The following is a 25,461-nucleotide window of genomic DNA, read 5'->3' as shown; positions in this document are numbered from 1 at the left end:
GTTACTTATCTGACTGACGAATGCCTCAAGGTCTAGTTAGGGCTCGAGAGGAGTCTCGCCCTGCCGGGATTAGAGTTTTTCGATGCGGACCTGGCAATTGTAGTCGGGGACGCCGCCGAGGGTGTCTACTAATCCACGATGGATGATGATGTTGCCTTCGGGCCACATCACTTGGAGGTTTCCACGGGCGATGGGAGCGAGGAAGACGCGGCCTTCGTAGCGGCCCAATTCATTCACCAAGGCGATGCGGTCATCCTGTTTCAGGTGCAGAGAAGCGGCGTCGTCGGGGCTGATGAAGATGGCATCGCGGGCGGCGCCGGTGAGCGGATCGACTTCGGCGTAGATGAGGGTGTTGAACTGTTTGCCGCGTCGCGTGCTGACTTCGTAAATGCCCGCGGGACGTTGCTTGCGCAGTTGCGGAATGTCCACGACGCGGAAGTGGCCTTTGCCATCGGTGGTGGGGAAACGGCCATTCGCGCAGAGGTGCGGTCCACCGTATTGCACAGCATCACCGGTGTCTTTCAGGTTCTCAATGCCGCGATAGAAGGGAACGACTTTGGCGATCTCTTCGCGAACGGTTTCGCCGGTTTCGCAACCGAGTTCATCGGCGCGCTCGGGATAAGTGGCGGCGGCGATGTTCAACAAAATCTTCCATTCAGCACGAGCTTCACCGACTTGGCGCGGAATCTCAGGGCTGAAGGCGATGCGACGTTCGGTGGTCGTCTCGATGCCGCCGTCGTCTTGTTCGTAACGGGTTTTGGCTGGTAGCAGAATGACTTCCTCTTGCGGCTCGATGAACATCTGGTCGGTGAGAATGATGTCCTGATGTACGCGTAATGGCACATTCGCCATGGCCTTCGCGACGTAGTCGGGCTCGGGCAAGGTGCGGAGGAAATTGCCGCCGAGGCAATAGAGCATGTCGAGTTCACCACGGGCGCAGGCTTCCACCATCTCGGTAGCGGGCAGGCCGGGCCAATCGGGGATATCGAAGCCGTAATGATCGGCGAGGGCGCGGGCGTTCTCTACATTGATTGCTTTGCCGCCGGGGAAAGCGGTGGCGTAGGCGCCCATCTCCGCGCCGCCTTGCACGCTGGAGTGACCGCGGATGGGCATGAGGCCGTTTTTATCGCGGCCCACATAACCACGGGCGAGGCCGAGATTCAAAATCATGGAGACGCCATCGCCGCCGAAGGTGTGTTGCGTGATGCCCATGCTCCAGACGAGCACGGCGTTCTTCGCATCGCGGATGACCTGGGCGAACTCGCGCATGTCCGCTTGGCTCAAGCCGGATTCGCGTTCCAGTTCGGGCCAGTCGAGTTTGGCGACGGCGGTTTTCAGCAGTTCAAAATCAGTCGTGTTGTTCGCGATGAATTCGTGATTCAACCAACCCTCGGCAATGAGGATTTTCAGGACGCCGTAGAGGAAGGGGATATCGCCGCCTTGCGTGACGGGGAACCAGTAATCCGCGATGTCCGTGCCGAAGAGCGCGCTGCTGGCGGTGGAGGGCACCCAGTAGCGTTTCATGCCTGGCTCCATGTACGGATTCACCATCACTACCTTAGTGCCGAGCACCTTGGCCTCGTGCAGATACTTGGTGGTGACGGGTTGGTCATTGGCCGGGTTCGCGCCGAAGAAGACGATGAGATCGGTGCCGTACCAATCTTTGTAACTGCACGTCGTCGCAGCGACGCCGATGCCGTATTTCATCGCGCCGGTAGAGGGCGAATGGCAAAGGCGGGCGGCGTTATCAATATTGTTCGTGCGGAGAAAGCGGGCGACTTTTTGCGCAACGTAATAGACCTCATTCGTCACGCCGCGTGAGGTGACGAAGAAGGCGAGGCGCTTGGGATCAGCCTTGCGGATGCGTTTGCCGATGCGCTCGAGCGCTTCATCCCACGTGATGCGGCGGAAGCCTTTATCGCCTTTGCAACGGAGCATCGGGTAAGCGAGACGGCCTAGTTCGCGTAGTTGGGCGTTATCGAAGCCATTATAAGTCGCGCCTTTGCCTTGCGGTGCAACGGGCAGGGGGCTGTGCGCTTGTTCTTGGGCGAGCTTGGCGCGGAGGGCTTCGATGTCGGAAAGTAAATTGTGGTCGAACTCCGGCATGGTGTTCAGCCGGAGCAGATTCAGGCGTGTCATGCACAGATGCACGCCGGGGATGGTCCAATCGTGCAGGCCCGCGACGCCGAGGGCGCAGCCATCGCACACGCCTTTGGTGATGACTTTGTAGGCGTAGGGAAGGTTGTCGCGGTTCTTCCAGATGATGCCCACCATGTCGCGGAAGTGCTTGGGCTTGGTCTCGCCCAGACCGAAGGGGATGGCGGAACGGAGTTTGTCCTTCCAATCCTTGGTTAGTTTGCGGGTGGACATGGGTTGATAACGATCTGGAACTATCGGGGCCTTACCAAAAAGAGAAAACCGTAGGCACTCTCACTCCTCACCCCGGCCCTCTCCTCGTTGAGAGGAGAGGGAGGGGAGGCGTAAAACTTTTCGAACCTTACTTGGACTTCTTCAGGCCTTTGCCGGCGCGGCCTTTGAAGGTGAGTTCGGCGATGCCGGACTTGTCGAGGCCACCGAGACCCATCTTGGTCATCTTGGTGAATTGCTTGTAGGCAGCCGTCGCGAGCGGGGCGTTGATCTTCTTGTCCTTCACGAGGGAGAGGGCGATGCCGGAGTCCTTCGCGGCGTGGGAGCCGGAGAAGAAGCAGGAGTGATCGCGGTTCATCATGTCCTCGCCATCGGTGACGAGCACGCGGGAGTTTGCGCCGGTCTGGGAGAAGACTTCCATGACCTGCTTGAGATCGTGACCGAGGGCGGCGGCGAGGCCGAGGCCTTCCGCGAGACCGGCGGTGTTGATGTTCATCACCATGTTCACGAGCGCCTTCACTTCAGCGGCCTTGCCCGCGCCCCCGATGTAGCGCATGAGCTTGCCTTCATCGCTGAGCTTCTCGAGCATCGGCTTCACCTTGGAGAAAGTCTTTTCATCACCGCCGACCATGAGGTAGAGCGTGCCGTTGCGGGCCTGGTTGATGCTGGAGGCCATGCAGGCTTCGAGCGAATCGGCCTTGGCCTTGCGCGCGAGTTTTTGCACCTGCACGTGGACCTTGGGCGTGAGCGTGGCGCAATTGATGAAGACGCGACCGGCGGCGTTCTTCAACAGATTGTCTTTCTTATTCGTGAAGATGTTGAGCTGGGCCTTGTCATCGGTGACGACGGTGATGACGACATCGGAGAGTTCCGTGACGCCCGCGAGCGTGGTGCAGGCGGTGGCGCCGACCTCGGAGGCGAGTTCTGCGGCGGCTTCCTTGCGCACATCATAGACGGCGCTGACCGTGTAGCCGCATTCCTTGAGGCGACGAGCCATGTTGGCACCCATGCGACCGACCCCGACGAATCCAATTTTCTCTGACATAAACAGTATAGTTGGTTAGCTATTACGCTCGCCGAGCAGGGCGAGAGACTAGGGATTTGAACGGGCAAAATGGTAGCGGAAAGCCGCGCCGGGGCTATGCTTTTTTAGGGAAAAGAGATGGATAAAACTCTCAGAAAGTCGATTGAATGAACCGTTCCGTTGACCTAATCAAATGGCTTTGCTAGTTCATTATCAGCCATGGACAACATTCGTTTTAAATCCAGACCCGTTTCAATCCCTGAAGATAACCCTTTTAAAGAGGATTTGCTTGGACGTCAGGAAAGTGCGGCTGTATTGACCGATCTGGTCACCAGCCTGTCAGAGCCGTTTGTGTTATCTATTGATTCACCATGGGGTACTGGCAAAACCACCTTTTTAAAAATGTGGCTGCAGCAACTAAGGAATCAAAACGTGCCGTGCCTCCAATTCAATGCATGGGAGAATGATTTTAGCGATGAGCCTTTGGTTTCGTTGGTGGGAGAGCTTGGGGCGGCAATTGATGCGATGAAATTGCCTGAAAGCCAAACTGAGACTGCCAAGAGACTGTATGAGAAAGCGAAGAAAGCTGGCGCTAGAATCATCAGTGCAACAGTTCCGACAATGTTGAAGATGGCTACCTATGGAATATTGGATGTTTCAGAGCAATCTGAAGGTGCTATCGCCGACTTGGCGAGTGATATAGCCAAACAGCGAATTGAGCGATATGAAGCTGACAAGAATACAATATCACAATTTAAGGAAGACTTGCGTGGGTTGGTTGATGCTTTGAGCAAAAAAAACGGCGGAGAAAAGAATTCGCCCGTGGTGTTTGTCATAGATGAATTGGATCGCTGTAGGCCGACATATGCGATAAGTTTGCTTGAGAAAATCAAGCACTTGTTTTCTGTGGAAGGACTCGTGTTTGTTTTGGCTATCGATAGGAAACAGTTGGGAGAGTCAATCAAGGCTTTGTACGGTGCGATTGATGATGATGGATATCTTCGACGCTTTATCGATCTCGAGTATAGGCTTCCCGAACCGGATAATCGGAAGTTTTCCGTGGCTCTCTTTGATCGGTTCTCTTTGGACGAGACGTTAGATGCGAAGCCTGGGGATACTAGTCATGATAGTGAATCCATTCGCGAATTTATACCGAAGATGTTTTCATTGTTCGAGTTTTCCTTGCGTGTTCAAGAACAGTGTTTTACTCAGCTTGCTATTGTTTTGAAGACGACACCGGCAAATAACTTCCTCTATGGAGTTTTGCTTGTACTTTTGCTCTGTTTGCGGTCAAAAAATAGAGTGCTGTATGTGAGGTATTGCACGGGTAAAGCTACGCCTAATGATGTGCTCGAGTATCTTAGTAAATTGCCCGGAGGCCAAGAATTCGTTCAATCTGATGCCGGATGCATTGTTGAAGCTCATTTAGTCAAAGGGGTTTCAAACGAAGATGTAAGACGCAGATTGCAAAGTCAGTATGCGAATGTGATGAAGGCAGAGCCTCCGAATGAAGCGAGTCAGCGTGCATCGAGGGTTTATGAATTGTTTAGATATATTGGTCGAAATTCACGCAGTATGACTGAGTATCTTTACAAGAAGATTGAGATTTCTCATCGATTTGTTCGACCTGAAAAGAAGCCGCAAATGGTGTAATGGTGCTGTTTTGAAAAAGCAGCCACTCTCGGTATGTGAGATTTTCGTGGAAGTATTCCGTATACGTAGCAACATGGCGGCGTGAGCAAGATTGTGGGCATAGATTTGGGCACGACCAACTCGCTGGTGGCGGTGGTGGAAGCCGGGATTCCGTATGTGATGGCGGATGCGGAGGGGCGTCGGCTGACGCCTTCCGTGGTGCATATCGCCGCAGCGGAGGCAGAGCCGTTGGTGGGGGTGGCGGCGAATCGCGTGCGCGTCTTGAAACCGGCGCAGACGGTTTACTCGGTGAAGCGTTTCATGGGGCGTCGCGCGGGGGAGATCACGGATGATGAGCGCAGTGTGACGTATCCGGTGAGCGGGCAGGGGAATGGGCCGGTGACGATCCCGATCTTGGGTCGCAATTGGTCGCCCGAGGAGATTTCGGCGGAGGTGCTGAAGAAGTTGAAGCGCGAGGCAGAGATCTCACTCGGTGAAGCGGTGAGCCGGGCGGTGATCACGGTGCCAGCGTATTTCAATGACGCGCAGCGTAACGCGACGAAGCGGGCGGGGGAGCTGGCGGGGTTGACGGTGGAGCGCATCGTGAATGAACCGACGGCGGCGGCGCTGGCGTATGGGCTGAATCGCCTGAAGGAGAATGCGAAGATCGCGGTGTATGATCTGGGCGGCGGGACGTTTGATCTTTCGATCCTCGAATTGCGTGAAGGGGTTTTCCAAGTGCTGGCGACTTCGGGGAATACGCGTTTGGGCGGGGATGATCTGGATCGGCGGTTGGTAGAATTTTTTGCGGGTGAGATCCAATCGGCGGGTGGACCTAGCATCATGGAGGAGGCGTCGTTGCTCTCGCGGGTACGCGAAGTGGCGGAGGCGGCGAAGATCGCTTTATCTGAGGCAGAGGTGACGGAGGTGGCGTTGCCGTTCCTCACGCCGACGTTCAGTTGGCAACGGACTTTGAAGCGGAGTGAATTAGAATCGCTGACGCGTGATATCGTGGAGCGCACGCGGGAGTATTGTGTGCGGGCGACGGCGGATGCGAAGTTGCAGGCGTCGGAGCTGGATCAGGTGATTCTCGTAGGCGGGCAAACGCGGATGCCGTTGGTGCGGCAACTGGTTTCTGGCTGGTTCGGGTGCGTGGAGTTTGAGGAGACGCGCGGTGATCTGCGGCTGGGCACGGAGTATCATCGGGCAAAGGGGCCGCTGCTGAACACGTCGCAGAATCCGGATGAGGCGGTGGCGCTGGGCGCGGCGGTGCAGGCGGAGATTTTGGCGGGTGGCTTCAAGAATGTGTTGCTGCTGGACGTCACGCCGCTTTCGTTGGGCTTAGAGACGTTTGGGGGATTGATGAATGTGATCATCCCGCGTAATTCGACGATCCCGGTGAAGGCGGGCGAGATGTTCACAACGGTTGTCGATCAGCAGCCGAGCATGCTCATCCATGTGTTGCAGGGTGAGCGCGAGCGGGTGAAGGATAATTGGACGTTGGGCAAGTTCACGGTGGAGTTTGAGCCCTCGCCGCGCGGTGTGCCGCGAGTGGGTGTGCAATTTGAGATTGATGCGAATGGCATCTTGCATGTGCTGGCGCGCGATACGCGCACGGGCAAGCAGCAGGTCGTGGAGATGAAGTCGGCTGTGGATGTGGATGACGCGGCGGTGCAGAAGATGGTGGAGGAATCGGTGGAGCATGCCTTCGAGGATATGCGTGCGCGGCAATGGGTGGAGGCGAAGTTACGCGCGCAGGAAACGTTGATGGCGACACGCAAAGGCTTGGATGATTGCCGGGGTGATATTTCTGCGGAGTATGCGACGCAGATCGAGCAGGCGCAACAGAGGGTGGAAGCGGTGTTGCTAACGGAAGATCCATCGACGGGTTTTGGTGATCCGCTGAAGTTGAAGGAAAGTGTGCGGCAACTGGATGAGACGACGAGGGATCTGGCGGAGGTGATGATGGATAAGGCGATGGAGGCGATGTTGCGGAAGCGGGGGTTGATTTAAAAGTTGATGGGCTAGGGTGCCCGTGGGTGAGGATTTCTCTATTTTAAGTGATGTCGCTCTTCCCTCGCGCAACTCAGAATGTCATCGCGAGCAGGCCAGCAGGCTATAGGCTGTAAAGCTTCCGGCTCAAGATGATCATTACCATGAGTAATTAGAGCGGTTTAACAAATCCTGTAGCCTGGTGGCTGAAGAATGAGAAGGGCGGTCTTTTTGGGTTCTGGCTTCGTTTCGGCTCAGTCACAGGGTCCATGGAACCTTCGCCAAAGCCTCGCCAAAACCCTAAAATCCTCGCTCCACCCGGCTACATCCTTTTTTAAACCGCTCTAAGGTCTGCTCTTTCTCTTGCCGCTTGCCCTCGCTCTGTCCATTACTTCAGGAGACTAGCCGCAATCCCTCTTCTGTCTGTCAGGGCGGGGAAGGCCCTGCAACATGATGAATGAGTCCTCAATATCATCGACAAAGGGGTTGTGACATGCCCTTCATCCGCATAATTTTTACCGCGTTGCCAAGTACGCTAATCAGAAGTTTGCCGGAGAGCCAATATCAGCTTTTCAGTTAATGAGAGCGGTGACGATATGCCGGAGATGTGATGGCGGGAGTGAGCACAGATGTCAAAAGTGAAGTGACGTGAATTTGGGTGAAAAACAATGGGTGAATCTGGGGAGGGATATTTCCATACCTGCCGCTTGCAAAACGCCCGGGGCACACCTAGTTTGACGTCCTTAAAAATTTTAAGAGCCTTATGGAAAACGTAGTCATCATCGGATCGGGTTGCGCGGGTTACACGGCGGCCATTTATACGGCGCGGGCGGGATTGAAGCCTTTGGTTGTCACTGGTGAGCAGCCGGGCGGTTTGCTGACCACCACGAGCATCGTGGAGAACTTCCCCGGTTTCCCTCAAGGCATTGATGGCACGCAATTGATGGTGAATCTCCAACAACAGGCCGAGCGATTTGGTGCCCGCGTGCAGTTCGGTTCCATCGTGGAAGAGGTGGACCTGAAATCCAAACCGTTCAAGCTGAAGATTGATGGCGCAGTGGTGGAATCACAAACGGTGATCATCGCGACGGGCGCAGGTCATAAGCATCTCGGTCTGGAGAGCGAGCACTTGCTGGACAAGAAAGGCGTGACGTATTGCGCGACGTGCGATGGTGCGTTGCCGATGTTCCGCAACAAGCCTTTGGTTGTGGTGGGCGGTGGTGATTCTGCTTGCGAAGAAGCGATGTATCTCACGCGCTTTGGCTCGATCGTTTATCTCATTCATCGTCGCGATACGTTGCGCGCCTCGAAGATTATGGCGGAGCGCACGCTGGCGAATCCGAAGATCAAACCAATCTGGGATTCCGCCGTGGAAGAGATCATGGATGTAAAGGCCGGCAAGGTTACGGGCGTGAAGGTGAAGAATCTCAAGACGAACGAGATCACCACGCTGGATGCAGCGGGTGTGTTCGTGGCGATCGGCCATGTGCCGAACACGCAGCTCTTCAAGGGTGTGATCGATACCAAGGAAAACGGTTTCATCAAGCCGGTACGCGGCAGTGAGACGAATATCCCGGGTGTGTTCGTGGCGGGGGATTGTTCTGACGATGTGTATCGCCAGGCGATCACGGCGGCGGGCATGGGTTGCATGGCGGCGATCGATGCGGAGCGGTATCTGGCTTCGTTGAACCAGTGATTAGTTCGAGGACGACGACGATTACTAAGGGGGCACCCCTCATCCTCAATCCTTCTCCCCTCCGAGGGGAGAAGGAGGACTGAACCGGTCGGTCGTGTTAGAAATTTAGAACATGGAATCTGTCACAGCCGTAAAACTGGCCGAGTGGTTGAAGGCGGAGAAGCCGCCGAAGCTGCTGGATGTGCGGCAGGATTATGAATACGAGGTGGCGCGTCTGAATGATGCACGCCTCATTCCTTTGCCGGAATTACCGATGCGTACGGCAGAGTTGGCGGATTGGAAGGATGAGGATGTGGTGGTTTATTGCCATCACGGTGTGCGCAGCCAGATGGCCATCGGGGTGTTACGTATGGCGGGGTTTCAGAAGCTCCACAATCTGACGGGTGGGATTGATGCCTGGTCGGTGGAGGTGGATGGGGATGTCGCTAGATATTAGGGAAGCGGTGGAGTGGAATGAGTTTCAAGTTTTCAGTAGGGAAAAGCTGGATGTCGGAAGTCGATGAAAGAGATGGGAGCTCACTTTTGAGCATCTGGTCTAACCGATTGTCCAAAAGGAAGTTGAATAAAACCTCGCGGTTTTCCGTTCCTTTCCGATACATTTTTGGTTTCAATAGCAAAAAATGAGCACGGCGCGCAAAGCACGCATCAAACGCGATACAAAAGAGACCCGCATCGAGTTGGAATTGAACATCGATGGCACGGGGAAATCGTCCATCAAAACGGGCATCCCGTTCTTCGATCACATGCTGACGCTGTTCGCGAAGCATTCGGTGATGGACCTGAAATTGAAATGCAAAGGTGATTTGGAAGTGGATGCGCACCATACGGTGGAAGATTGCGGCATCGCACTGGGGCAGGCGTTTGTGCAGGCCTTAGGCGATAAGAAGGGTATCAAGCGTTATGGGACGGGTTTTGATCCCAAGAATCCCTTTACGGCAGAAGCGCATGTGCCTATGGATGAATGCCTTGCGCGTTGCGTGATCGATTTCAGCGGGCGGCCTTATCTGGTCTGGCGCGGCTTGGATAAGCTGCAATATAAGAAAATCAGCCCGGCGGAGCAGTCGCAGGACATGTCTTCGGCATTCCGCTTTGGTCTGGCGCGCGAGTTTTTCCAAGGTTTTGCCAATGAAGCCAAGTGTAACCTGCACTTGGAATTGCTCTACGGAGAGGAGCCTCACCATGTGGTAGAGGTTCTGTACAAGGCATTTGCGAAAGCGACTGATTTTGCCTGCCAGCGTGATCCACGGATCGCCGGACAGATTCCGAGCAGCAAGGGCAAGCTGTAACAGATTGACTGAATAAGTCCTAAAACCGAAACGTCGAACCTGATGTCGAAGAGTAAAATCGACTACGCGACCGCCGAAGATACGGCGCTAGTGTCAGCCTCCAGAAAAGGCGACATGGCGGCGTTCGAGGAATTGGTCGCCCGGCATCGGGACAAGGTGTATGCGCGAGCATACAGCATGTTGCGGAATGAAGAAGAAGCGGTTGATCTTTCTCAGGAAGCTTGGGTGAAGGCGTGGCAGAGACTGGAACAGTTCCAGGGCGATTCGAGTTTTTTGACTTGGACTACCCGGATCACGATCAATCTCTGCCTGGACCAGATCCGGCGGAATAAACGGCGGCGGACGGAATCGATCGAGCAGCTCGATGAAGATTTGGGCGGGGTGGAACGGCAGATGCCGGTCATCACGACGAATCCGACGGAAGGCCTGGAAAAAGGCGAGTTGCGGAAGAAGATCGATGAGGCGCTGGAAAAGCTCTCGCACGAGCACCGGATGGTGCTGGTGCTGCATGAATTTGAAGATTTGGAATATAAAGAGATCGCCAAGCGGATGGAGTGTTCGATTGGCACGGTGATGTCGCGGCTGTTCTATGCGCGACGAAAAATGGCCAGCCTGATGGCTGCCTACAAACGGGATGAATTGACATGAATAACGTGGAACGGGAATTAAAACTGCAGTCCTACTTGGACGGCGAACTGTCAGCGGCTGAGGCCGCCGAGGTGGAGCGCTGGTTAGATCAGGACGCGGAGATGCTCGCGCTGTCCACCGAGTTGAAGCAGACGAAGACCGCGCTGCAGGCGGGCGAAGTGGAAGTGAAGTGCCCGGAGACGCGCGAGTTTTACTGGTCTAAGATCAACCGCTCAATCGAGGCGGAGCAACGTCAGGCCGAACGCGCCACAGGGTCGCGCGACCTGCCGTGGTGGCGCAAGCTCATGCTGCCGGTGTGCTCATTGGCGGCGTTGGCGGTGACGATCACGATGCTGCAGACGGTGCCACAAGATCCGCATGCTTTGCCTTCGCAAGAGTCGGTGGAAATTGCCAAAGCGATTTCTTCGATCGCTGAGGTGGAGCAGAAGGATGAGACTGTTGGAGCCATCACGTATAACGACACTTCCGAAGGCGTGACGATTGTGTGGCATTATGATCGTTCCGGCGATATTTAGGCTGGAGTAATCGTAATATTTTCGCAAAGTGAGTCCGATGAATTCCATGCGGTCGTTGAAAAGCCGTCGAGCGTTTCTGGTTCAAGCCTTGGCTTGTGTTCCAGTTGTGGCCTTTGGTGTGGCTGCGGATGATAAAGCCAAACCTGCTGCCAAAGTGGAATCTGAGAGTTATCAGGTGCGCCTGATTTGGGCGAGTAATGATGCGTCCTCTCCAGATCCTTCTCATAAGAAACTGGATAGCGAATTGACCACTTTTTTGAAGAAGAGTTTCAAGTGGTCCAGCTACTATGAGGTGAACAGCAAGGTGGTTTCAGTGCCCCTGAACAAGACTGAAGACATCAAGCTGAGCGATGCTTGCACGGTTAAGGTTAAGAATCTTGGCAAATCCCAGATGGAGGCTGAGCTTTTTGGCAAAGGAAAAGCGGTCAGCAAGAGCAAGGGTGAGTTGAAGAAGTGGTTCATTTTGGCTGGTGAAGATAAAAATGATACTGGATGGTTCGTGGTGATTCGTAAAGTGCCTGATCCCAAGTGATTAAGATTAATTAAGACCCGCGCTTGAAGCGATTCTGGCGCGGTTTTTATTTGTAGGGCAAAAATAAGGAGTGGTATCTGGAGGCCTGAGATTGCCTCACTCACAATTCTTAGCGGTGCTTAGGTGGACGCTCCACAAGGAATAGTGGTTTTCGGGCAGAATTCGATTGTGTCGGCTCTTGATTTTCGATATATTTTCACCGTTCTGTAACGCGGAATCCATAAGCCATTAGCTTCGCCATTTTGGCTGCTGAAAATCACCAGCTCGCAAGCGTGGATAGGGGTTCTGTGTGTCATGCTATGAGCGATTCATACGACGCGTCGAAATTGGGCAAGTTGGAAGGTCTTGAAGCTGTCCGCAAAAAGCCGGGCATGTATATCGGCGGCACGGATGAGCGCGCCCTGCATCACTGCGTCTCCGAGGTGCTCGATAACTCCGTCGATGAGCATCTCGCAGGCCATTGCAAGCGCATCGATGTGAACATCCACGTGGACGGCTCCATCTCCATCCGTGATGATGGTCGTGGCATCCCGGTGGACATACATCCGCAATACAAAATTCCCGGTGTCGAGATGGTGCTCACCACGCTGCACTCCGGTGGTAAATACGGTCAGGGCGGTTACAAGTTTTCAGGCGGTACTCACGGTGTCGGTGCGAAGTGCGTGAACGCAGTCTCGGAATGGTTCGAAGTGGAAGTGAGCCGAAACGGCCAGGTGCACCACATGGAGTTCGAGCGCGGTAAGACGATTAAGAAGCTCGAAGTCATCGGCAAGGCCAAAGGCACCGGCACGCTCATCACGTTCAAGCCGGACCCGGAGATCTTTCGCGAGACCACCGAGTTCAAGGCGGAGAAGATCGGCACGCGTCTGCGCGAGCTGGCTTCGCTGAATTCCGGTTTGGAAATCGTTTTCCTCGATGAACGTCAGCCGGATGCGAAGCCGGAAGTGTATTACTACAAGGATGGCGTCGAGGAATTCGTCAAACAGCTCAACAAGAGCAAGACGGTGATCCATCCGAAGCCGATCGCTTTCCACAAAGAATCGCAAGTCACTACGGATGACAAGCAGGTGGAGATCCATGTGGAAGTCGTGCTGCAATACAACGACAGCTACAACGATCAGGTTCTTTGCTACACGAACACGATCCACAATCCTGATGGCGGCACGCATCTCTCGGGCTTCCGCAGTGCGGTGACGCGTTCCATCAATCAATACGCGAAGCAAAACAGTCTGCTGAAAGACAAAGACCCGCAGATCACCGGTGATGACGTGCGCGAAGGTTTGACGGCGGTCATCTCGGTAAAGCACAGCGATCCCAAGTTCGAATCTCAGACGAAGGTGAAACTTATTTCACCTGAGGTGGATGGTATCGTGGGCTCAATTTCCTACGAAGGCTTGATGTCCTATTTCGACGCCAATCCACCGATCGCCAAGCGCATCGTGGAGAAAGCGCTCAACGCCGCTCGCGCTCGTGAAGCCGCACGTAAAGCGCGTGAAGCCGTTCGTAAGACTGCTCTCACGGGTGGTGGTTTGCCGGGCAAGCTGGCCGATTGCTCTGATCGTGATCCGGTCAATACCGAGCTGTATATCGTCGAGGGTGACTCTGCAGGTGGCTCTGCCAAGCAGGGGCGTGATCGTAAGTTCCAAGCGATCCTGCCGATCCGCGGTAAGCTGATCAACGTGGAGAAGGCGCGTCTGGACAAGGTGCTGCAGAATAACGAAATCCGCACCATGATCACAGCGGTGGGCACGGGCATTGGCACGGGTGAAGGCGAGGGTGCCTTCAACCTCGACAAGCTCCGTTACCACAAGATCATCATCATGACGGACGCTGACGTGGACGGCTCGCACATCCGCACGTTGCTGCTCACGTTCTTCTACCGCCAGATGCCGGAATTGGTGAAGCAAGGTTTCATCTACATCGCGCAACCGCCGTTGTATTCCATCACGCGTAAGAAGCGCACAGAGTATATCGATGACGATGTGCAACTGAACCGCTTGCTCATCCAGATCGGTTCAGAGGAAGTGCGCCTTAAGAATCTTTCTGATGGCAAAGAGTTCACGCAGAAGCAACTTGAGGAAATCCTCGAGTTGCTCGAATCGCTCGATAAACACGCGACCTATATCCGTCGTCAGGGCGGCGACTTCGCGAAATACGTCGAGAAGCGCAGTGCGGATGGCAAGTTCCCATTGCATCTCGTGAAGGTGCGCGAAGGCAATGACGAGACGGTGCATTATTTCGTGGCGAACGAAGACTTCGAGCAGTTTAAGACGGATAATCCAGACCTCTTCGGCGATGAAGAAGCGAAGGAACGCCTGGAGAAGGAACGCGGAGTGACACGTCGCGCCTCACACGCGGACCTGCATCTCGAGAGCAAGGCGATTGTGGATCTGGTCGGCAAACTTACGCGCAAAGGATTGAGCGTGGAGCACTACGCTGCGCAGGACAAACCGCTCTTTGAATTGATCGAGGGTGAAGGGGAGAAGGCCACAATCGCGCCGCTGTTCTCCATTCCGGAGATTTTGAAAGGCGTCATCGGTGTCGGTAAGAAGGGCATCCAGATGTATCGCTTCAAAGGTCTGGGTGAAATGGACGCGAAGGAGCTTTTCGAGACGACCATGAATCCGGTCAAACGCAAGCTGCTGCGCATCGATCTTTCAGACGCTGTGGAAGCCGAAGAGATGTTCACACGCTTGATGGGGGATGAGGTAGAGCCACGCCGCCAGTTCATTGAGGACAATGCGCTGAACGTGCGGAATCTGGATGTTTAATTGATAATTTGACAATGTAGTCACGTGTGACTACATTTATTGCATGAAAGAGAAACGCATCACAAAATACCCGGAATCAAAACCGGATCAGATGATGTTGCAAGAGGCGGTCGCGCTGCCGGGAATCGGGCTTTCCATTCCGGTCCGTGCGGCCAAGGCCAAGCTTTCTGCATTGCTAGAAATGGTTGCCAGCGGGCAGGAAGTCACCATCACGTCGGATGGTGTTCCCAAGGCGGTGCTCACACCTGTGACCAAGCGCGAACAGCGCAAGGTTTTCACCGGGACGCGTGAGCATCTCAAGAAAATGCCTGCATGGAAGGGCGGTCCTTCAGCGGAGGAAATCATCCGCGAAGACCGGGAGGGGCGTGGCTGGTAATCATGTATCTGGACTCGTGCATCCTGGTCAAATTGCTGGCTGTCGAACCCGACAGTGAGTTTTTCGTGCGTTCACTGGAGGGCAAGCCCGTGGTGACGTCCGAGCTGGCTGAAACAGAAATTTTCTCTGCGTTGCAAGCCCGTGAACGCGCCGGGAAGATTTCCGCCAAAGACCGCCGCCTTGCTTGGCGTGAATTTGAATCCCGTGTGGAAGCAGGAGAGATCAAACTGGAACCGATGAACAGCGTGGTGCTGCGGAAAGCCCGTTACATGCTGGAGCAATGCCATCCCAAAGTGGCCTTGCGGACACTGGATGCCATTCATTTGGCAACGGCCGATCTGTGCCAGGATTTTCCGCTCGTGACCACCGATGTTCGCATGAGGGATGCGGCGACGATGATGGGATTGGAAGTATTCCCGCCGCTTGAGGACGAATCGGCCAATTAAAAAATTTTACGACCATGGCAGACGAAAACGATCAACCACCGCCTCCGACGCCGCCGAGCACACCTGGCTCCATTTACGCCCAAGGGGAGAAGGTCCAAAAAATCAACGTCGCGGACGAGATCAAGAACTCGTTCCTCGACTATTCGATGTCCGTCATCATCTCGCGCGCGTTGCCGGATGTGCGCGACGGCCTGAAGCCTTCCCAGCGCCGCATCCTGTTCGCGATGCACGAGCTTTCGCTCTATCCGGGGCGCAAGCACATGAAGTGCGCGAAGATTTGCGGTGACACTTCGGGTAACTATCACCCGCACGGTGAAGCGGTGATCTACCCCACGCTCGTGCATATGGCCCAGCCGTGGGCGATGCGTGAACGCCTGGTGCATGGCAAAGGTAACTTCGGTTCCATTGAGAACGACCCGCCGGCGGCCATGCGTTATACCGAGGCGCGTTTGACGCATCTCGGCGCGTCCTTGATGACGGACATGGACAAGGACACGGTGGACTTCGCTCCGAACTACGACGAGCGTCTCACCGAGCCGACCGTTCTTCCCGCCGCGTTCCCGAATCTCCTCGTCAATGGCGGTACAGGTATCGCCGTCGGTATGGCCACGAACATCCCGCCGCATAACTTGGGCGAGGTGATCGATGGCGTGTGTGCTCAGATCGATAATCCGAATATCACGATCCCGGAGTTGATGAAGTTCATCAAAGGCCCGGATTTTCCCACGGGCGGTGTGATCCTCGGATACGAGGGCATCAAGAATTACTTCATGACGGGGCGCGGCAGTGTGAGGCTGCGTGGCTGCCTCGGCGTGGAACAGCTCAAGGGCAATCGCGAGCAGATCGTCGTCACGGAGATCCCGTTCAACGTGAACCGGGCGGCGCTGGAAGAACGCATCGCCGAGCTGATCAATGAGAAGGTCATCACGGACATCTCCGCGATGCGCAATGAGTCAGATGAGAACACGCGTCTCGTCATGGAACTCAAGCGCGATGCGGTGTCCAAGGTGGTCATCAACAATCTTTTCAAGCATACCGCGCTCGAAGGCACCTTCAGCGTGAACATGCTGGCCATTGATCATGGCCGTCCGAAGACACTGAACCTGAAAGACCTCATCACGTGCTACATCGAGCATCGTCGTGAAGTCATTCTGCGCCGCACCCGCTATGAATTGAAGAAGGCGGAGGAGAAGGCCGAGCTGCTGGAAGGCTACATGGTGGCCCTGGCGAACTTGGACGAGTTCATCCACATCATCCGCAGTTCCAAGAATCGTGATGAGGCCAAGATCAAGTTGCTGGCTTACGAATGGAGCCGTGCGCAAGTGGAAGCCTGGGGCGTGCTTATCCGTAGTGAGGCGAACATCACGAATGGCCGCTATGCATTGAATGAGCGGCAGGTGAATGCGATCCTCGATCTGCGCCTGTATCAGCTTACGGGCTTGGAGATCGACAAGGTGGAGCAGGAATACAAGGCCATCTTGGAAGTCATCAAGGACTTGCTGGACATCCTCGCGAAGGAATCGCGCGTGATGGCCATCATCAAGGCCGAGTTGCTGGAGATCAAAACGAAGTACGCGACTCCGCGTATGACGCAGATCGTGCCGGATGAAGGCGAGATGGCGATCGAGGACCTCATCGCGAATGAAGGTGTCATCGTCACCATCACGCACAGCGGCCTGATCAAGCGCACGAATGTCTCCAGCTACCGCGCGCAACGTCGCGGCGGCAAGGGCGTCATCGGCATGACGACCAAGGAAGGTGATTCACCGGAAGAGAATGATTTCATCGAGCATCTTTTCACCGCCAGCACGCACGATTACCTCATGTTCTTCACGAACAGTGGTCGCGTGTATGTGGAGCGTGTGCATGAGATCCCTGATATGGGTCGCGCCTCGAAAGGCCGTAGTATCGCGAATATCTTGGAACTGCGTTCCGATGAGAAAATCGCTGCGCTGGTTCGCGTGCTTGCCAAGTATGGTCCGAACAAGGAAGACCAGACATGGCAACAGCCGAACTTCGTGTTCTTCACCACGCTGAAGGGCACGGTGAAGAAGACGGCGCTGGAAGACTTCGCCAATGTGCGTAAGGGTGGCATCATCGCCATCACGATCGAAGAGGGTGATACGCTCATTGACGCCAAGCTCACGAGCGGTGCTGACAACGTCGTGATCATCACTCATGAAGGCATGAGCATCCGCTTCTCGGAAGAGGACGTTCGTTGCATGGGCCGTCCGGCCACGGGTGTGCGAGGCATCTCATTGAGCGATGCCGACACAGTGGTGGCGGTGGCGATCGTGCAACAGGATGGCACCTTGCTGGTGGCAGGCGAGAACGGCATCGGCAAGCGCACGGACTTCGAGGAATACCGCATCCAATCGCGCGGTGGTAAGGGTATCATCACGATGAAGACCACGGACAAGACGGGCGGCATCGCCGGAGCTTTGACCGTGAAGGATACGGATGAGATCATGCTTATCACGTCAGCGGGCCAGATGGTCCGCACATTCGTGAAAGACATTCGCGAAGCAGGTCGCAATACGATGGGTGTAAAGCTCATCAATCTGGATGAGAAAGATAAGCTGCAAGCCATCGCTCCGGTCATCAGTGAAGAAGGGGATGAATCGGCGGCGGCAGCGGTAGAGACGCCAGAAGCACCGGCTGCTTAACCAGTTATTTAACTAAACGAGAACCGTCGCATCCGTCAGGACTGACGGATGCGCCGGTTTCTTTTCTCACGAAGAGGAGAGCGAGAGTTACTTTATCACTTCCATGCTGACAGTGATGGCCGTCGTATGGCCTGCATTGACGATGATGTCCTTAGAAATCTTGCCGGATTTGCGGTGATACAATTCCACGGTGTAATTGCCCGGCGGCACGTTCTGGATTGTGAAATTACCATTGGCATCGGTGACGGCGAAGTAGGGATGATTCACGAGACCGATATAGGAGAACATCCATGGATGGACGTCACATTTGAAGCGCAGGAACACTTCGGGATTGTCCCAGCGGAAAAGCAATGGGGCGGCTTTAGGCAGATGTGCTTTGTTGGCTTCTTTATTGCCTGCGACGGCGGGTGTGGGATGGACATTGTGCAGCAAGGGGTCGGAGTTTCTCACCTCAATCGTCTGGCCGACCTGTGCTCCACCTACATAGGGAACATAAACACAGCCGATTTGATCGAGCACCAATGCTTTTTCAGGTGGCAGAAAATTACGATTTTCCAGCCCTTTGACGATGTGAACGAAAACATCCGCCAATCCGCCATCGCCAGCGACGACGTGGAACTGCGTGGTTGGTTTGGTACCCTTGTGCAGATTGCCGCAAGAGGGGTCCAATGGCAGTGGTTTCTCCGGTTCTGGAACACCTTGTAAAACTACTTTGCCTGAAATCATTCCAAAGTCTGTGGCCGCCCCACTGGATTGCACCGAGGCGGATGCGCCGCTGGAGGCGGTGAGTGTCGCGGCGGGGATGGTCTTTACCGGCTCAACCGTAGCAGTTGACGGTGTGGTGGTTAATTTGAGTAGTGTGATTGCTGGCTCCTCCACCTTGCTCGTCGGTGCAGGAACGGAGGGGGGAGGGGAAGGTGCGGAGGGATCGTGTTTGACTGCGGAAAAGGAACTTTTACGTTCAAGTTTTGTTTCGTCATCCAGTTTTGAGCCGCCTTGGAAGACATTCTTTATCCCCCAAAACAGCAGCACGCAAATGGCTAAAGACGCGAAGATGACACTGGCCCTGATGCCACGTCCGACGGGTTCTGCTGAGGGATTGTTTTCCATGGTCTTTATCCAACACCGGCATGCGGTGATGGTTGTGTTACTTTTTGACCCCGGGACGGAGCATCGTTCAAATGTGTCCCAGTTACAAGCAAACCGGTTGTTGTGTAATGGGATATGTGCCAGATTCAGCGCCATGAGCGAAGGCAAATCCAATACGAAAAACTGTCTCATCTATGGCTGCGCGACGATGTTCGTGATGTTCATCGTCGGTGTTGCGGTCATCTTTTTCGGTGCGCGTTGGGGGTACAAGAAGCTGGTGAATACCTATACCAGTGCTACGGCAAACCAGTTGCCTGCCGTGACTTATACTGATGCCGAGGTTCAATCACTCACCAACCGGCTGGATAATTTCAAGATCGCTGCCAATGCCCTGACCAATGAAGTCACGCTCAAGCTGAACGCCCGGGATATCAACGTGCTTATCCATTCTCAGGATGAATTGAAGAATATGCGCGACAAGTTCCACATCGAGATCGGCAAGGATACGATCACCAGTGCGGTGGCGGTGCCGCTGGATGGATTCGGACTGGACGCGCTCAAAGGTCGTTTCCTGAATGGCAAGGCCGGTTTGAAAGTCTCCATTGTGGATGGCAAAATCGACGTGCGTCTGGATTCGTTGGAGATGAACGGGACTCCTGCCTCGCCCTCGTTTATCACGCAGTTGAAAAACGAGAACTTGGCCAAGGACATCAAGCTGGACCCCCAGGAAGAGAAGATTCTACAACGGGTGGAGAAACTGACGATTGAGAACGGTGAAGTGATCCTAAAGTTGAAAGCGGCGACTGAAGAGAAGAGTGTCCCGGCGACGACCAATGCAGTGCCAGCGGATGTCATTTAAAAAAAGGCGGTCAAAATCTGCGCTGATGGTTCGGGAGCACAGACAGGTGAATGTATTTGGGATCAATCCTGGAAAGCCTTTTGAAACAGGATTGTGGAAGCCCGCCCTTCCATCTAGTCTCCGGAAATGACTCCTAAAGCGCGCATGTTCCTCCTGATTTTGCTTGTCGTTTTGACAGCAGCAGAAGTTCTTTCCGCAGCCACCCAAAAATCCGAGCAACCGAACATCATCTACATCATGGCGGATGACTTGGGCTACGGCGATCTGGGCTGTTACGGCCAGCTGAAGATCAAGACGCCGAACATCGACAAGCTGGCCAAGGAAGGCATGCGCTTCACCCAGTTCTACGCCGGTGCGCCGGTCTGTGCGCCTTCACGCTGTGTGTTGATGACCGGCAAACACATCGGTCATGCGCGTGTGCGCGGCAATGCCGGAAAAGAAAATCCCATGCCACAAACTGTCCGCAAGGATGATGTCACCGTTGCGGAAGTGCTCAAAAGCGCAGGCTATACCACGGCACTCATCGGCAAGTGGGGTTTGAGCGAGGAGAACTCCGAAGGTCATCCGAACAAGAAAGGCTTCGATCATTTCTTCGGCTACCTGAACCAGCATCACGCGCATAATTACTATCCCGAATTTCTTATTCGCAATGAATCGCGCGTGTATCTGGAAAACATCGTGCCGGGCGAGGGCGATTACGGCCAAGGTTGGGCCACAGTGAAGAAACAATACAGCCACGATCTGATGGCCGAGGAGGCACTTACATGGGTGGAAGCGAACAAAGCCAAACCCTTCTTCCTCTATCTGGCCTTCACCCTGCCGCACGCGAACAACGAAGGCACTCGCGGCACTGGCAATGGGCAGGAGATACCCACCAATGGCCAATACGAGAATCTCGACTGGAAAGCGCCAGATAAAGGCCAAGCCGCCATGGTCACTCGTCTTGATGCTGATGTGGGGCGCCTGATGGATAAGCTCAAGAAACTCGGCATCGACAAGAAGACACTCGTCATCTTCACGTCTGACAACGGCAATCACAAGGAAGGAGGCAACGATCCAGAGTTCTTCAATGCCAATGGCCCGTTACGCGGCATGAAGCGTGATCTTTATGAAGGCGGCATTCGTGTGCCGTTCATTGTCCGCTGGCCCGGCAAGATCAAGGGCGGCAGCACGAGCGAACATATCGGCTATTTCGGTGACTTCATGGCCACCGTCGCAGATTTGAGCGGAGGCAAAGCACCCGAAGGCTTGGATAGCATCAGCTTCGCGCCCACCTTATTGGGGAAAGACAAGGAGCAGAAGCTGCACGGGTATCTGTATTGGGAATTTTACGAGCAAGGCGGCAAGACGGCGGTGCGTGCGGGCAATTGGAAGGCAGTGCGATTAGGCTTTGGCGATGGCGTACCGATCGAGCTATATGATCTGAGCAAAGATATCGGCGAAGAGAACAATGTGGCGGAGAAGAACCCCGAAGTTGTCGCGAAGATGAAGGAGATTTTTGCGAAAGCGCGGACAGATTCACCGGACTGGAAAATTCCCGTCAAAGCGGCGGGTGGTGCTGGTCAGGGAAAAAAGAAAGCGAAACAATAGGACATCATCATGCCCATCCATTTGCCCGCACATTCACGCCGCCGCTTTCTCGCTAGTCTGGCGGGTGGCATAGCTGCCGTTCATGGCGCGCTCCAATTATCCGCTGCGGAAGCGGAGGCCGAACAATGGCTGCTCTTCTCCGATCCTCACGTGGCAGCAGATAAGGCCACAATAGCGCGTGGAGTGAACATGGCGGAAAACTTGGAGCGGGCCGTGAAAGCGGCGCTCGCGAAAGGCAAAGGTGCGAAGGGCGCGTTTGTGAATGGTGATTGTGCTTACAACACTGGCGAAGTGGCTGATTACGCGACGTTCACGCAATTGATCGATCCGTTGCGTCAGGCAGGATTGCCCGTGCATGTCACGCTGGGCAATCACGATCATCGCGAGAACATCCGCAAAGGCTTGAAAGAAGCGGGCGATCAAAAGGCGGTGGTGACGGATAAGCAGGTGAGCATCGTGCCGGGCAAGGAAGCGAACTGGTTCCTGCTGGATACGTTGGATGTGGTGAATAAGACGCCCGGTTTGCTGGGCGAAGCACAACTTGCTTGGCTCGCCAAGGAACTTGATGCGCGGAAAGACAAACCCGCCATCGTGATGATGCATCACAATCCCGATTTGAAAGAAAAGCCGACCGGCCTCACGGACACGGTGAAGCTCTGGGATGTGCTCGCTCCGCGCAAACAGGTGAAGGCGATCTTCTACGGTCATTCACACACGTGGAAATTGGAGCAGCACGAGAGCGGCATCCATCAGGTGAATCTTCCGGCAGTCGCCTATGTCTTTGCGCAGACGATGACCAATGGCTGGGTGGAAGTGGCACTGACATCGAAGCAGATGACGGTGCGTTTGAATGCGTTCAACGAATCCTTCGCAGATAACGGTAAAGACAAGGTGTTGGTGTGGCGCAGCTAATAATTGAAACCATGAACAAAACCGCTTCACGTCGTCAGTTCCTCCAAACCGCAGCCGCGTATGCCGTGGGTTTTGCCGGTTTGCAAATGTTCGCCACCGGTTGCAGCACAGCTTCCAAATCATCCGCCAAGAAAATCGGCTATGGCGCGCTGCGTCCTGACCCGAACAAGATTCTCGATCTGCCGAAGGGCTTCAAATATTCTATTATCTCCCGCACAGGCGATGAGATGACGGATGGCTTACTTGTGCCTTCTGCGCCAGATGGCATGGCGACCTTCGCCGGACCGAACGGATTGACCATCCTTATTCGCAATCACGAGGTGGGCACGACTTCCGGTGCATCATCGGGTGCTTTCGGTAAAGATTTCAAGCGGCGCAGCAAGCTGAAGGATGAGCATTTTTACGATGCTGGTCGCAAGGGCAAGCCGTGTCAGGGCGGCACGAGCACGGTGGTTTTCAACACGCGTACGCAAGCAATCGTGAGCCAGTATCTGAGCCTCGCGGGCACGGTGCGCAATTGCGCCGGTGGTCCCACACCATGGAATTCATGGATCACGTGCGAGGAGACGGTGGAACTGGCAGGGTTGGACTTGGACAAGAATCACGGGTTCAACTTCGAGGTGCCCGCATCAGCCACGCCCAAACTTGCGGAACCGATTCCTTTGAAGGCGATGGGACGATTCAATCACGAAGCTGTGGCTGTCGATCCCGTTTCAGGAATTGTTTACGAGACGGAAGATCGTCCAGACAGTTTGATTTATCGTTTCATTCCCACGGAAGCGGGCAAGTTGGCGAAGGGTGGGCAATTGCAGGCGCTGGTATTTGTAGATCAGAAGAGCATCGACACTCGCAATTGGAAGGAAGCCACGATGCCAACGGGCAAACGCTTCGCCGTGCGCTGGGTGGACATCGAGAATGTGGATGGGCGCGCTGATGATCTGCGTTATCGCGGCTACAATCTCGGGGCGGCGCGCTTCGCGCGTGGTGAAGGCATGTGGTATGGGAATGGCGAGATCTACTTCGCCTGCACGAGTGGCGGGAAGAACCAGAAGGGCCAGATCTGGCGTTACAAGCCGAGTCCGTATGAAGGCAACAAACGCGAGAAGGAGGCACCGGGTGAAGTGGAGCTGTTCATCGAGCCGAACGACGATGCATTGGTGGATAATGCCGATAACCTGACGGTGTCACCTTGGGGCGATCTGGTGATCTGCGAGGATGGCAAGGGGGATCAGTTCCTCGTGGGCGTGACGCCTCAAGGGGAGATCTACAAACTGGCGCATAATCCTTATATCAACTCAGAGTTCGCAGGAGTAACGTTCTCACCGGATGGTTCCACTTTGTTTGTGAATATCCAAAAGGCGGGGATGACGCTGGCTATTACAGGACCGTGGAAGAAAGCGACAGTTTAAGCTGATCACTTCTTTTTCTTCGCCGCCGGAACTGGCGTGACCTTTTTTTGAATGGTCACTTCGCCGTTGTTTGCTTGCGGTTTGCCGGGCGTGCTGCGGCCTTCGGCGACGTATTTCTCCAGGAGCTTGGTGAGTTTGGATACGACTTCCGGGTTCTCGGCCTGCACGTTCTTTTGTTCGCCGATGTCGCTGGTGAGATTGTAGAGCTGGATGAGGGGTAGGGCTGAGGCGTCATCGCGACCCGGGCGAGGTGCGCTCCAGCCGCCGGAATCGGGCGTGAGGCAGAGTTTCCATTCGCCTTGGCGGATGGCGAAGGAGCCGTTGATGGAGTGATGCACGGTGGCTTCGCGGAGGGCAGTTTTCGTTTTGCCAGTGAACGCTGGGAGAAGGCTCACGCTGTCTTCGGCGGCGGTGTCGGGGAGTTTTTGATCGGTGATCGCGGCGACGGTGGCGAAGAGGTCGGTGAGGCAGATGGTGTGATCGTAGGTGCTGTCTGCTTTCACTTTCGCGGGCCAGCGGGCGATGAAGGGGATGTGATGGCCGCCTTCGAAGATATCCGCTTTATGCCCACGGAAGATGTGGCTGGGGTTGTGACCTTTCGCGAGAAGGTCAGGATAGTCGGCTTGATTGGAGCAGCCATTGTCGCTCGTGAAGATGAGGAGGGTATTTTCTGCGAGACCGTTTTTCTCGAGCGCTTCCATGACTTGGCCGAGAGCCCAATCGTTTTGCAGAACGAAGTCGGCGTAAGCGCTCACGCCGCTTTTGTCCTGCCATTCTTTCGTGGGGAGAATGGGTGTGTGCGGCGATGCGAGAGGGAGGTAGAGGAAGAAGGGTTTGCCGTCTTTCGCGGCCTTGGCCTGTTGCGCGATGTAGCTGGTGGCTTTCTTCGCGAAATCAGGTAGCACATTCGCGGCATCGAAGCCGGGAGCGGTGGGGCCTTTGCGCGTGTTACCGCCATCTTTGCCCAAATACATGGCGAATTGCTTTTCCTCGGTGGGGTTCACGGTCACCTTGTCGTTCTCGATGTAGGTGTAGGGAACCATGTCGAGCGAGGCGCTGATGCCGTAGTAGTAATCGAAGCCGACGCTGTTCGGGCCGTTCTTGATGGGTTGGGTATAATCGACGTTCCAGACTTGCTCAGGTTTTTCGATGTTCAGTTCGGAGACTTCTTTGCCGGGCTTGAGGGTCCAATCCATGCCCATGTGCCATTTGCCGATGCAAGCGGTGGCGTAGCCTTGGGATTTGAGGAAGCTCGCGACGGTTTCACGACCGGGCTCGATGAGGCGCGGGCTGAGGCCGCCGAGCACGCCGTTCTTGAGTTTGGAACGCCACGCGTAACGTCCGGTGATGATTCCGTAGCGCGTGGGCGTGCAGACGGCGGAGCCGGAATGGGCATCGGTGAAGATCATGCCCTCGCGCGCGAGGCGATCGGCATGCGGTGTTTTGATCTTGCTTTGCGGATTCAGGCACGAGAGATCACCATAGCCGAGGTCATCGCTGAGGATGTAGATGATGTTGGGCTTGGCGGCGGCGTGGACCGTTACGTGGAAAAGCAATGCGGCCAGGGCGAAGAAAAAAGTCAGGCGTTTCATGGCTTGCAGTGAATGCGTCCAAGGGTAAGACGATGGTGGTGGTTGAAAAGGTTAAAGTG

Annotated in this window: 20 protein-coding genes; 16 read left to right on the top strand and 4 right to left on the bottom strand. The window is 55.0% G+C overall.

Annotated features, from left to right (window positions below; translation table 11 throughout):
* Nucleotides 1-69: 69 nt before the first annotated feature.
* Entirely contained in the window at nt 70-2,370 is a 2,301-nt protein-coding gene (locus VGH19_03750; protein HEY1170463.1) for a molybdopterin-dependent oxidoreductase, read from the bottom strand.
* A 127-nt stretch (nt 2,371-2,497) separates the two neighbouring features.
* Nucleotides 2,498-3,412: an NAD(P)-dependent oxidoreductase gene (locus VGH19_03745; protein ID HEY1170462.1), complete on the bottom strand. Its 915-nt coding sequence runs from the start codon at nt 3,410-3,412 to the stop codon at nt 2,498-2,500.
* Between the two features lie 198 nt (nt 3,413-3,610).
* Here VGH19_03745 and VGH19_03740 point away from each other — a divergent pair, with 198 nt between their 5' ends.
* The 12 genes from VGH19_03740 (at nt 3,611) to gyrA (ending at nt 17,951) form a co-directional block, all read left to right on the top strand.
* A complete protein-coding gene (locus tag VGH19_03740; protein ID HEY1170461.1) occupies nt 3,611-5,044 on the top strand; it encodes a P-loop NTPase fold protein in 1,434 nt (477 codons plus the stop codon).
* An 81-nt stretch (nt 5,045-5,125) separates the two neighbouring features.
* Nucleotides 5,126-7,036, top strand: coding sequence for an Hsp70 family protein (locus VGH19_03735; GenBank protein ID HEY1170460.1), 1,911 nt, complete (start codon nt 5,126-5,128; stop codon nt 7,034-7,036).
* 742 nt (nt 7,037-7,778) lie between these two features.
* On the top strand, nt 7,779-8,711 hold the full coding sequence (trxB, locus tag VGH19_03730) for a thioredoxin-disulfide reductase (protein HEY1170459.1): 933 nt from the start codon (nt 7,779-7,781) through the stop codon (nt 8,709-8,711).
* Nucleotides 8,712-8,823: 112 nt separating this feature from the next.
* Nucleotides 8,824-9,147 (top strand): rhodanese-like domain-containing protein, encoded by a 324-nt coding sequence (locus VGH19_03725; protein HEY1170458.1) that lies wholly within the window; start codon nt 8,824-8,826, stop codon nt 9,145-9,147.
* A 184-nt stretch (nt 9,148-9,331) separates the two neighbouring features.
* Entirely contained in the window at nt 9,332-9,997 is a 666-nt protein-coding gene (hisB, locus tag VGH19_03720; GenBank protein ID HEY1170457.1) for an imidazoleglycerol-phosphate dehydratase HisB, read from the top strand.
* A 42-nt stretch (nt 9,998-10,039) separates the two neighbouring features.
* Nucleotides 10,040-10,645, top strand: coding sequence for a sigma-70 family RNA polymerase sigma factor (locus VGH19_03715; GenBank protein ID HEY1170456.1), 606 nt, complete (start codon nt 10,040-10,042; stop codon nt 10,643-10,645).
* Nucleotides 10,642-11,160, top strand: a complete 519-nt coding sequence (locus VGH19_03710; protein HEY1170455.1) for a hypothetical protein — start codon at nt 10,642-10,644, stop codon at nt 11,158-11,160. Before VGH19_03715 ends, VGH19_03710 begins: the two co-directional genes overlap by 4 nt.
* Nucleotides 11,161-11,206: 46 nt before the next feature.
* Nucleotides 11,207-11,692, top strand: coding sequence for a hypothetical protein (locus VGH19_03705; GenBank protein HEY1170454.1), 486 nt, complete (start codon nt 11,207-11,209; stop codon nt 11,690-11,692).
* A 299-nt stretch (nt 11,693-11,991) separates the two neighbouring features.
* Nucleotides 11,992-14,463, top strand: a complete 2,472-nt coding sequence (gyrB, locus tag VGH19_03700) for a DNA topoisomerase (ATP-hydrolyzing) subunit B (protein HEY1170453.1) — start codon at nt 11,992-11,994, stop codon at nt 14,461-14,463.
* A gap of 43 nt (nt 14,464-14,506) precedes the next feature.
* On the top strand, nt 14,507-14,839 hold the full coding sequence (locus VGH19_03695) for a type II toxin-antitoxin system prevent-host-death family antitoxin (protein ID HEY1170452.1): 333 nt from the start codon (nt 14,507-14,509) through the stop codon (nt 14,837-14,839).
* A 2-nt stretch (nt 14,840-14,841) separates the two neighbouring features.
* Entirely contained in the window at nt 14,842-15,285 is a 444-nt protein-coding gene (locus tag VGH19_03690) for a type II toxin-antitoxin system VapC family toxin (protein HEY1170451.1), read from the top strand.
* A 14-nt stretch (nt 15,286-15,299) separates the two neighbouring features.
* Nucleotides 15,300-17,951 carry a DNA gyrase subunit A gene (gene gyrA / locus VGH19_03685; protein ID HEY1170450.1) on the top strand — a complete coding sequence of 884 codons (2,652 nt, stop codon included), beginning with the start codon at nt 15,300-15,302 and terminating at the stop codon, nt 17,949-17,951.
* 87 nt (nt 17,952-18,038) lie between these two features.
* On the opposite strand, the gene VGH19_03680 is transcribed toward gyrA, so the two are convergent.
* Complete coding sequence (locus VGH19_03680; protein ID HEY1170449.1) at nt 18,039-19,061, bottom strand: carboxypeptidase regulatory-like domain-containing protein; 1,023 nt, start codon at nt 19,059-19,061, stop codon at nt 18,039-18,041.
* A 133-nt stretch (nt 19,062-19,194) separates the two neighbouring features.
* Between VGH19_03680 and VGH19_03675 the strand changes: the two genes are divergently transcribed.
* The 4 genes from VGH19_03675 (at nt 19,195) to VGH19_03660 (ending at nt 23,810) form a co-directional block, all read left to right on the top strand.
* Nucleotides 19,195-19,899 (top strand): hypothetical protein, encoded by a 705-nt coding sequence (locus VGH19_03675; protein ID HEY1170448.1) that lies wholly within the window; start codon nt 19,195-19,197, stop codon nt 19,897-19,899.
* A gap of 126 nt (nt 19,900-20,025) precedes the next feature.
* Nucleotides 20,026-21,489 carry an arylsulfatase gene (locus VGH19_03670; GenBank protein ID HEY1170447.1) on the top strand — a complete coding sequence of 488 codons (1,464 nt, stop codon included), beginning with the start codon at nt 20,026-20,028 and terminating at the stop codon, nt 21,487-21,489.
* A 9-nt stretch (nt 21,490-21,498) separates the two neighbouring features.
* On the top strand, nt 21,499-22,401 hold the full coding sequence (locus tag VGH19_03665) for a metallophosphoesterase (protein HEY1170446.1): 903 nt from the start codon (nt 21,499-21,501) through the stop codon (nt 22,399-22,401).
* Between the two features lie 11 nt (nt 22,402-22,412).
* On the top strand, nt 22,413-23,810 hold the full coding sequence (locus VGH19_03660) for an alkaline phosphatase PhoX (protein ID HEY1170445.1): 1,398 nt from the start codon (nt 22,413-22,415) through the stop codon (nt 23,808-23,810).
* Between the two features lie 5 nt (nt 23,811-23,815).
* Here the strand turns inward: VGH19_03660 and VGH19_03655 are convergent, their stop codons facing one another.
* Nucleotides 23,816-25,402 carry an arylsulfatase gene (locus VGH19_03655; GenBank protein HEY1170444.1) on the bottom strand — a complete coding sequence of 529 codons (1,587 nt, stop codon included), beginning with the start codon at nt 25,400-25,402 and terminating at the stop codon, nt 23,816-23,818.
* Nucleotides 25,403-25,461: the final 59 nt, after the last annotated feature.

This window comes from Verrucomicrobiia bacterium (assembly GCA_036405135.1).
In the GTDB taxonomy this organism is placed as follows: domain Bacteria; phylum Verrucomicrobiota; class Verrucomicrobiia; order Limisphaerales; family JAEYXS01; genus JAEYXS01.
Note: the sequence above shows the minus strand (reverse complement) of the source record. Positions and strands in the feature narration are given on the sequence as shown.

Excerpts from the sequence above, each read along its gene's own strand:
- VGH19_03750 (HEY1170463.1), bottom strand. The coding sequence starts at position 2,370 with ATGTCCACCCGCAAACTAACCAAGGATTGGAAGGACAAACTCCGTTCC.
- VGH19_03745 (HEY1170462.1), bottom strand. The coding sequence starts at position 3,412 with ATGTCAGAGAAAATTGGATTCGTCGGGGTCGGTCGCATGGGTGCCAAC.
- VGH19_03740 (HEY1170461.1), top strand. The coding sequence starts at position 3,611 with ATGGACAACATTCGTTTTAAATCCAGACCCGTTTCAATCCCTGAAGAT.
- trxB (HEY1170459.1), top strand. The coding sequence starts at position 7,779 with ATGGAAAACGTAGTCATCATCGGATCGGGTTGCGCGGGTTACACGGCG.
- VGH19_03725 (HEY1170458.1), top strand. The coding sequence starts at position 8,824 with ATGGAATCTGTCACAGCCGTAAAACTGGCCGAGTGGTTGAAGGCGGAG.
- hisB (HEY1170457.1), top strand. The coding sequence starts at position 9,332 with ATGAGCACGGCGCGCAAAGCACGCATCAAACGCGATACAAAAGAGACC.
- VGH19_03715 (HEY1170456.1), top strand. The coding sequence starts at position 10,040 with ATGTCGAAGAGTAAAATCGACTACGCGACCGCCGAAGATACGGCGCTA.
- VGH19_03710 (HEY1170455.1), top strand. The coding sequence starts at position 10,642 with ATGAATAACGTGGAACGGGAATTAAAACTGCAGTCCTACTTGGACGGC.
- VGH19_03705 (HEY1170454.1), top strand. The coding sequence starts at position 11,207 with ATGCGGTCGTTGAAAAGCCGTCGAGCGTTTCTGGTTCAAGCCTTGGCT.
- gyrB (HEY1170453.1), top strand. The coding sequence starts at position 11,992 with ATGAGCGATTCATACGACGCGTCGAAATTGGGCAAGTTGGAAGGTCTT.
- VGH19_03695 (HEY1170452.1), top strand. The coding sequence starts at position 14,507 with ATGAAAGAGAAACGCATCACAAAATACCCGGAATCAAAACCGGATCAG.
- VGH19_03690 (HEY1170451.1), top strand. The coding sequence starts at position 14,842 with ATGTATCTGGACTCGTGCATCCTGGTCAAATTGCTGGCTGTCGAACCC.
- gyrA (HEY1170450.1), top strand. The coding sequence starts at position 15,300 with ATGGCAGACGAAAACGATCAACCACCGCCTCCGACGCCGCCGAGCACA.
- VGH19_03680 (HEY1170449.1), bottom strand. The coding sequence starts at position 19,061 with ATGGAAAACAATCCCTCAGCAGAACCCGTCGGACGTGGCATCAGGGCC.
- VGH19_03675 (HEY1170448.1), top strand. The coding sequence starts at position 19,195 with ATGAGCGAAGGCAAATCCAATACGAAAAACTGTCTCATCTATGGCTGC.
- VGH19_03670 (HEY1170447.1), top strand. The coding sequence starts at position 20,026 with ATGACTCCTAAAGCGCGCATGTTCCTCCTGATTTTGCTTGTCGTTTTG.
- VGH19_03665 (HEY1170446.1), top strand. The coding sequence starts at position 21,499 with ATGCCCATCCATTTGCCCGCACATTCACGCCGCCGCTTTCTCGCTAGT.
- VGH19_03660 (HEY1170445.1), top strand. The coding sequence starts at position 22,413 with ATGAACAAAACCGCTTCACGTCGTCAGTTCCTCCAAACCGCAGCCGCG.
- VGH19_03655 (HEY1170444.1), bottom strand. The coding sequence starts at position 25,402 with ATGAAACGCCTGACTTTTTTCTTCGCCCTGGCCGCATTGCTTTTCCAC.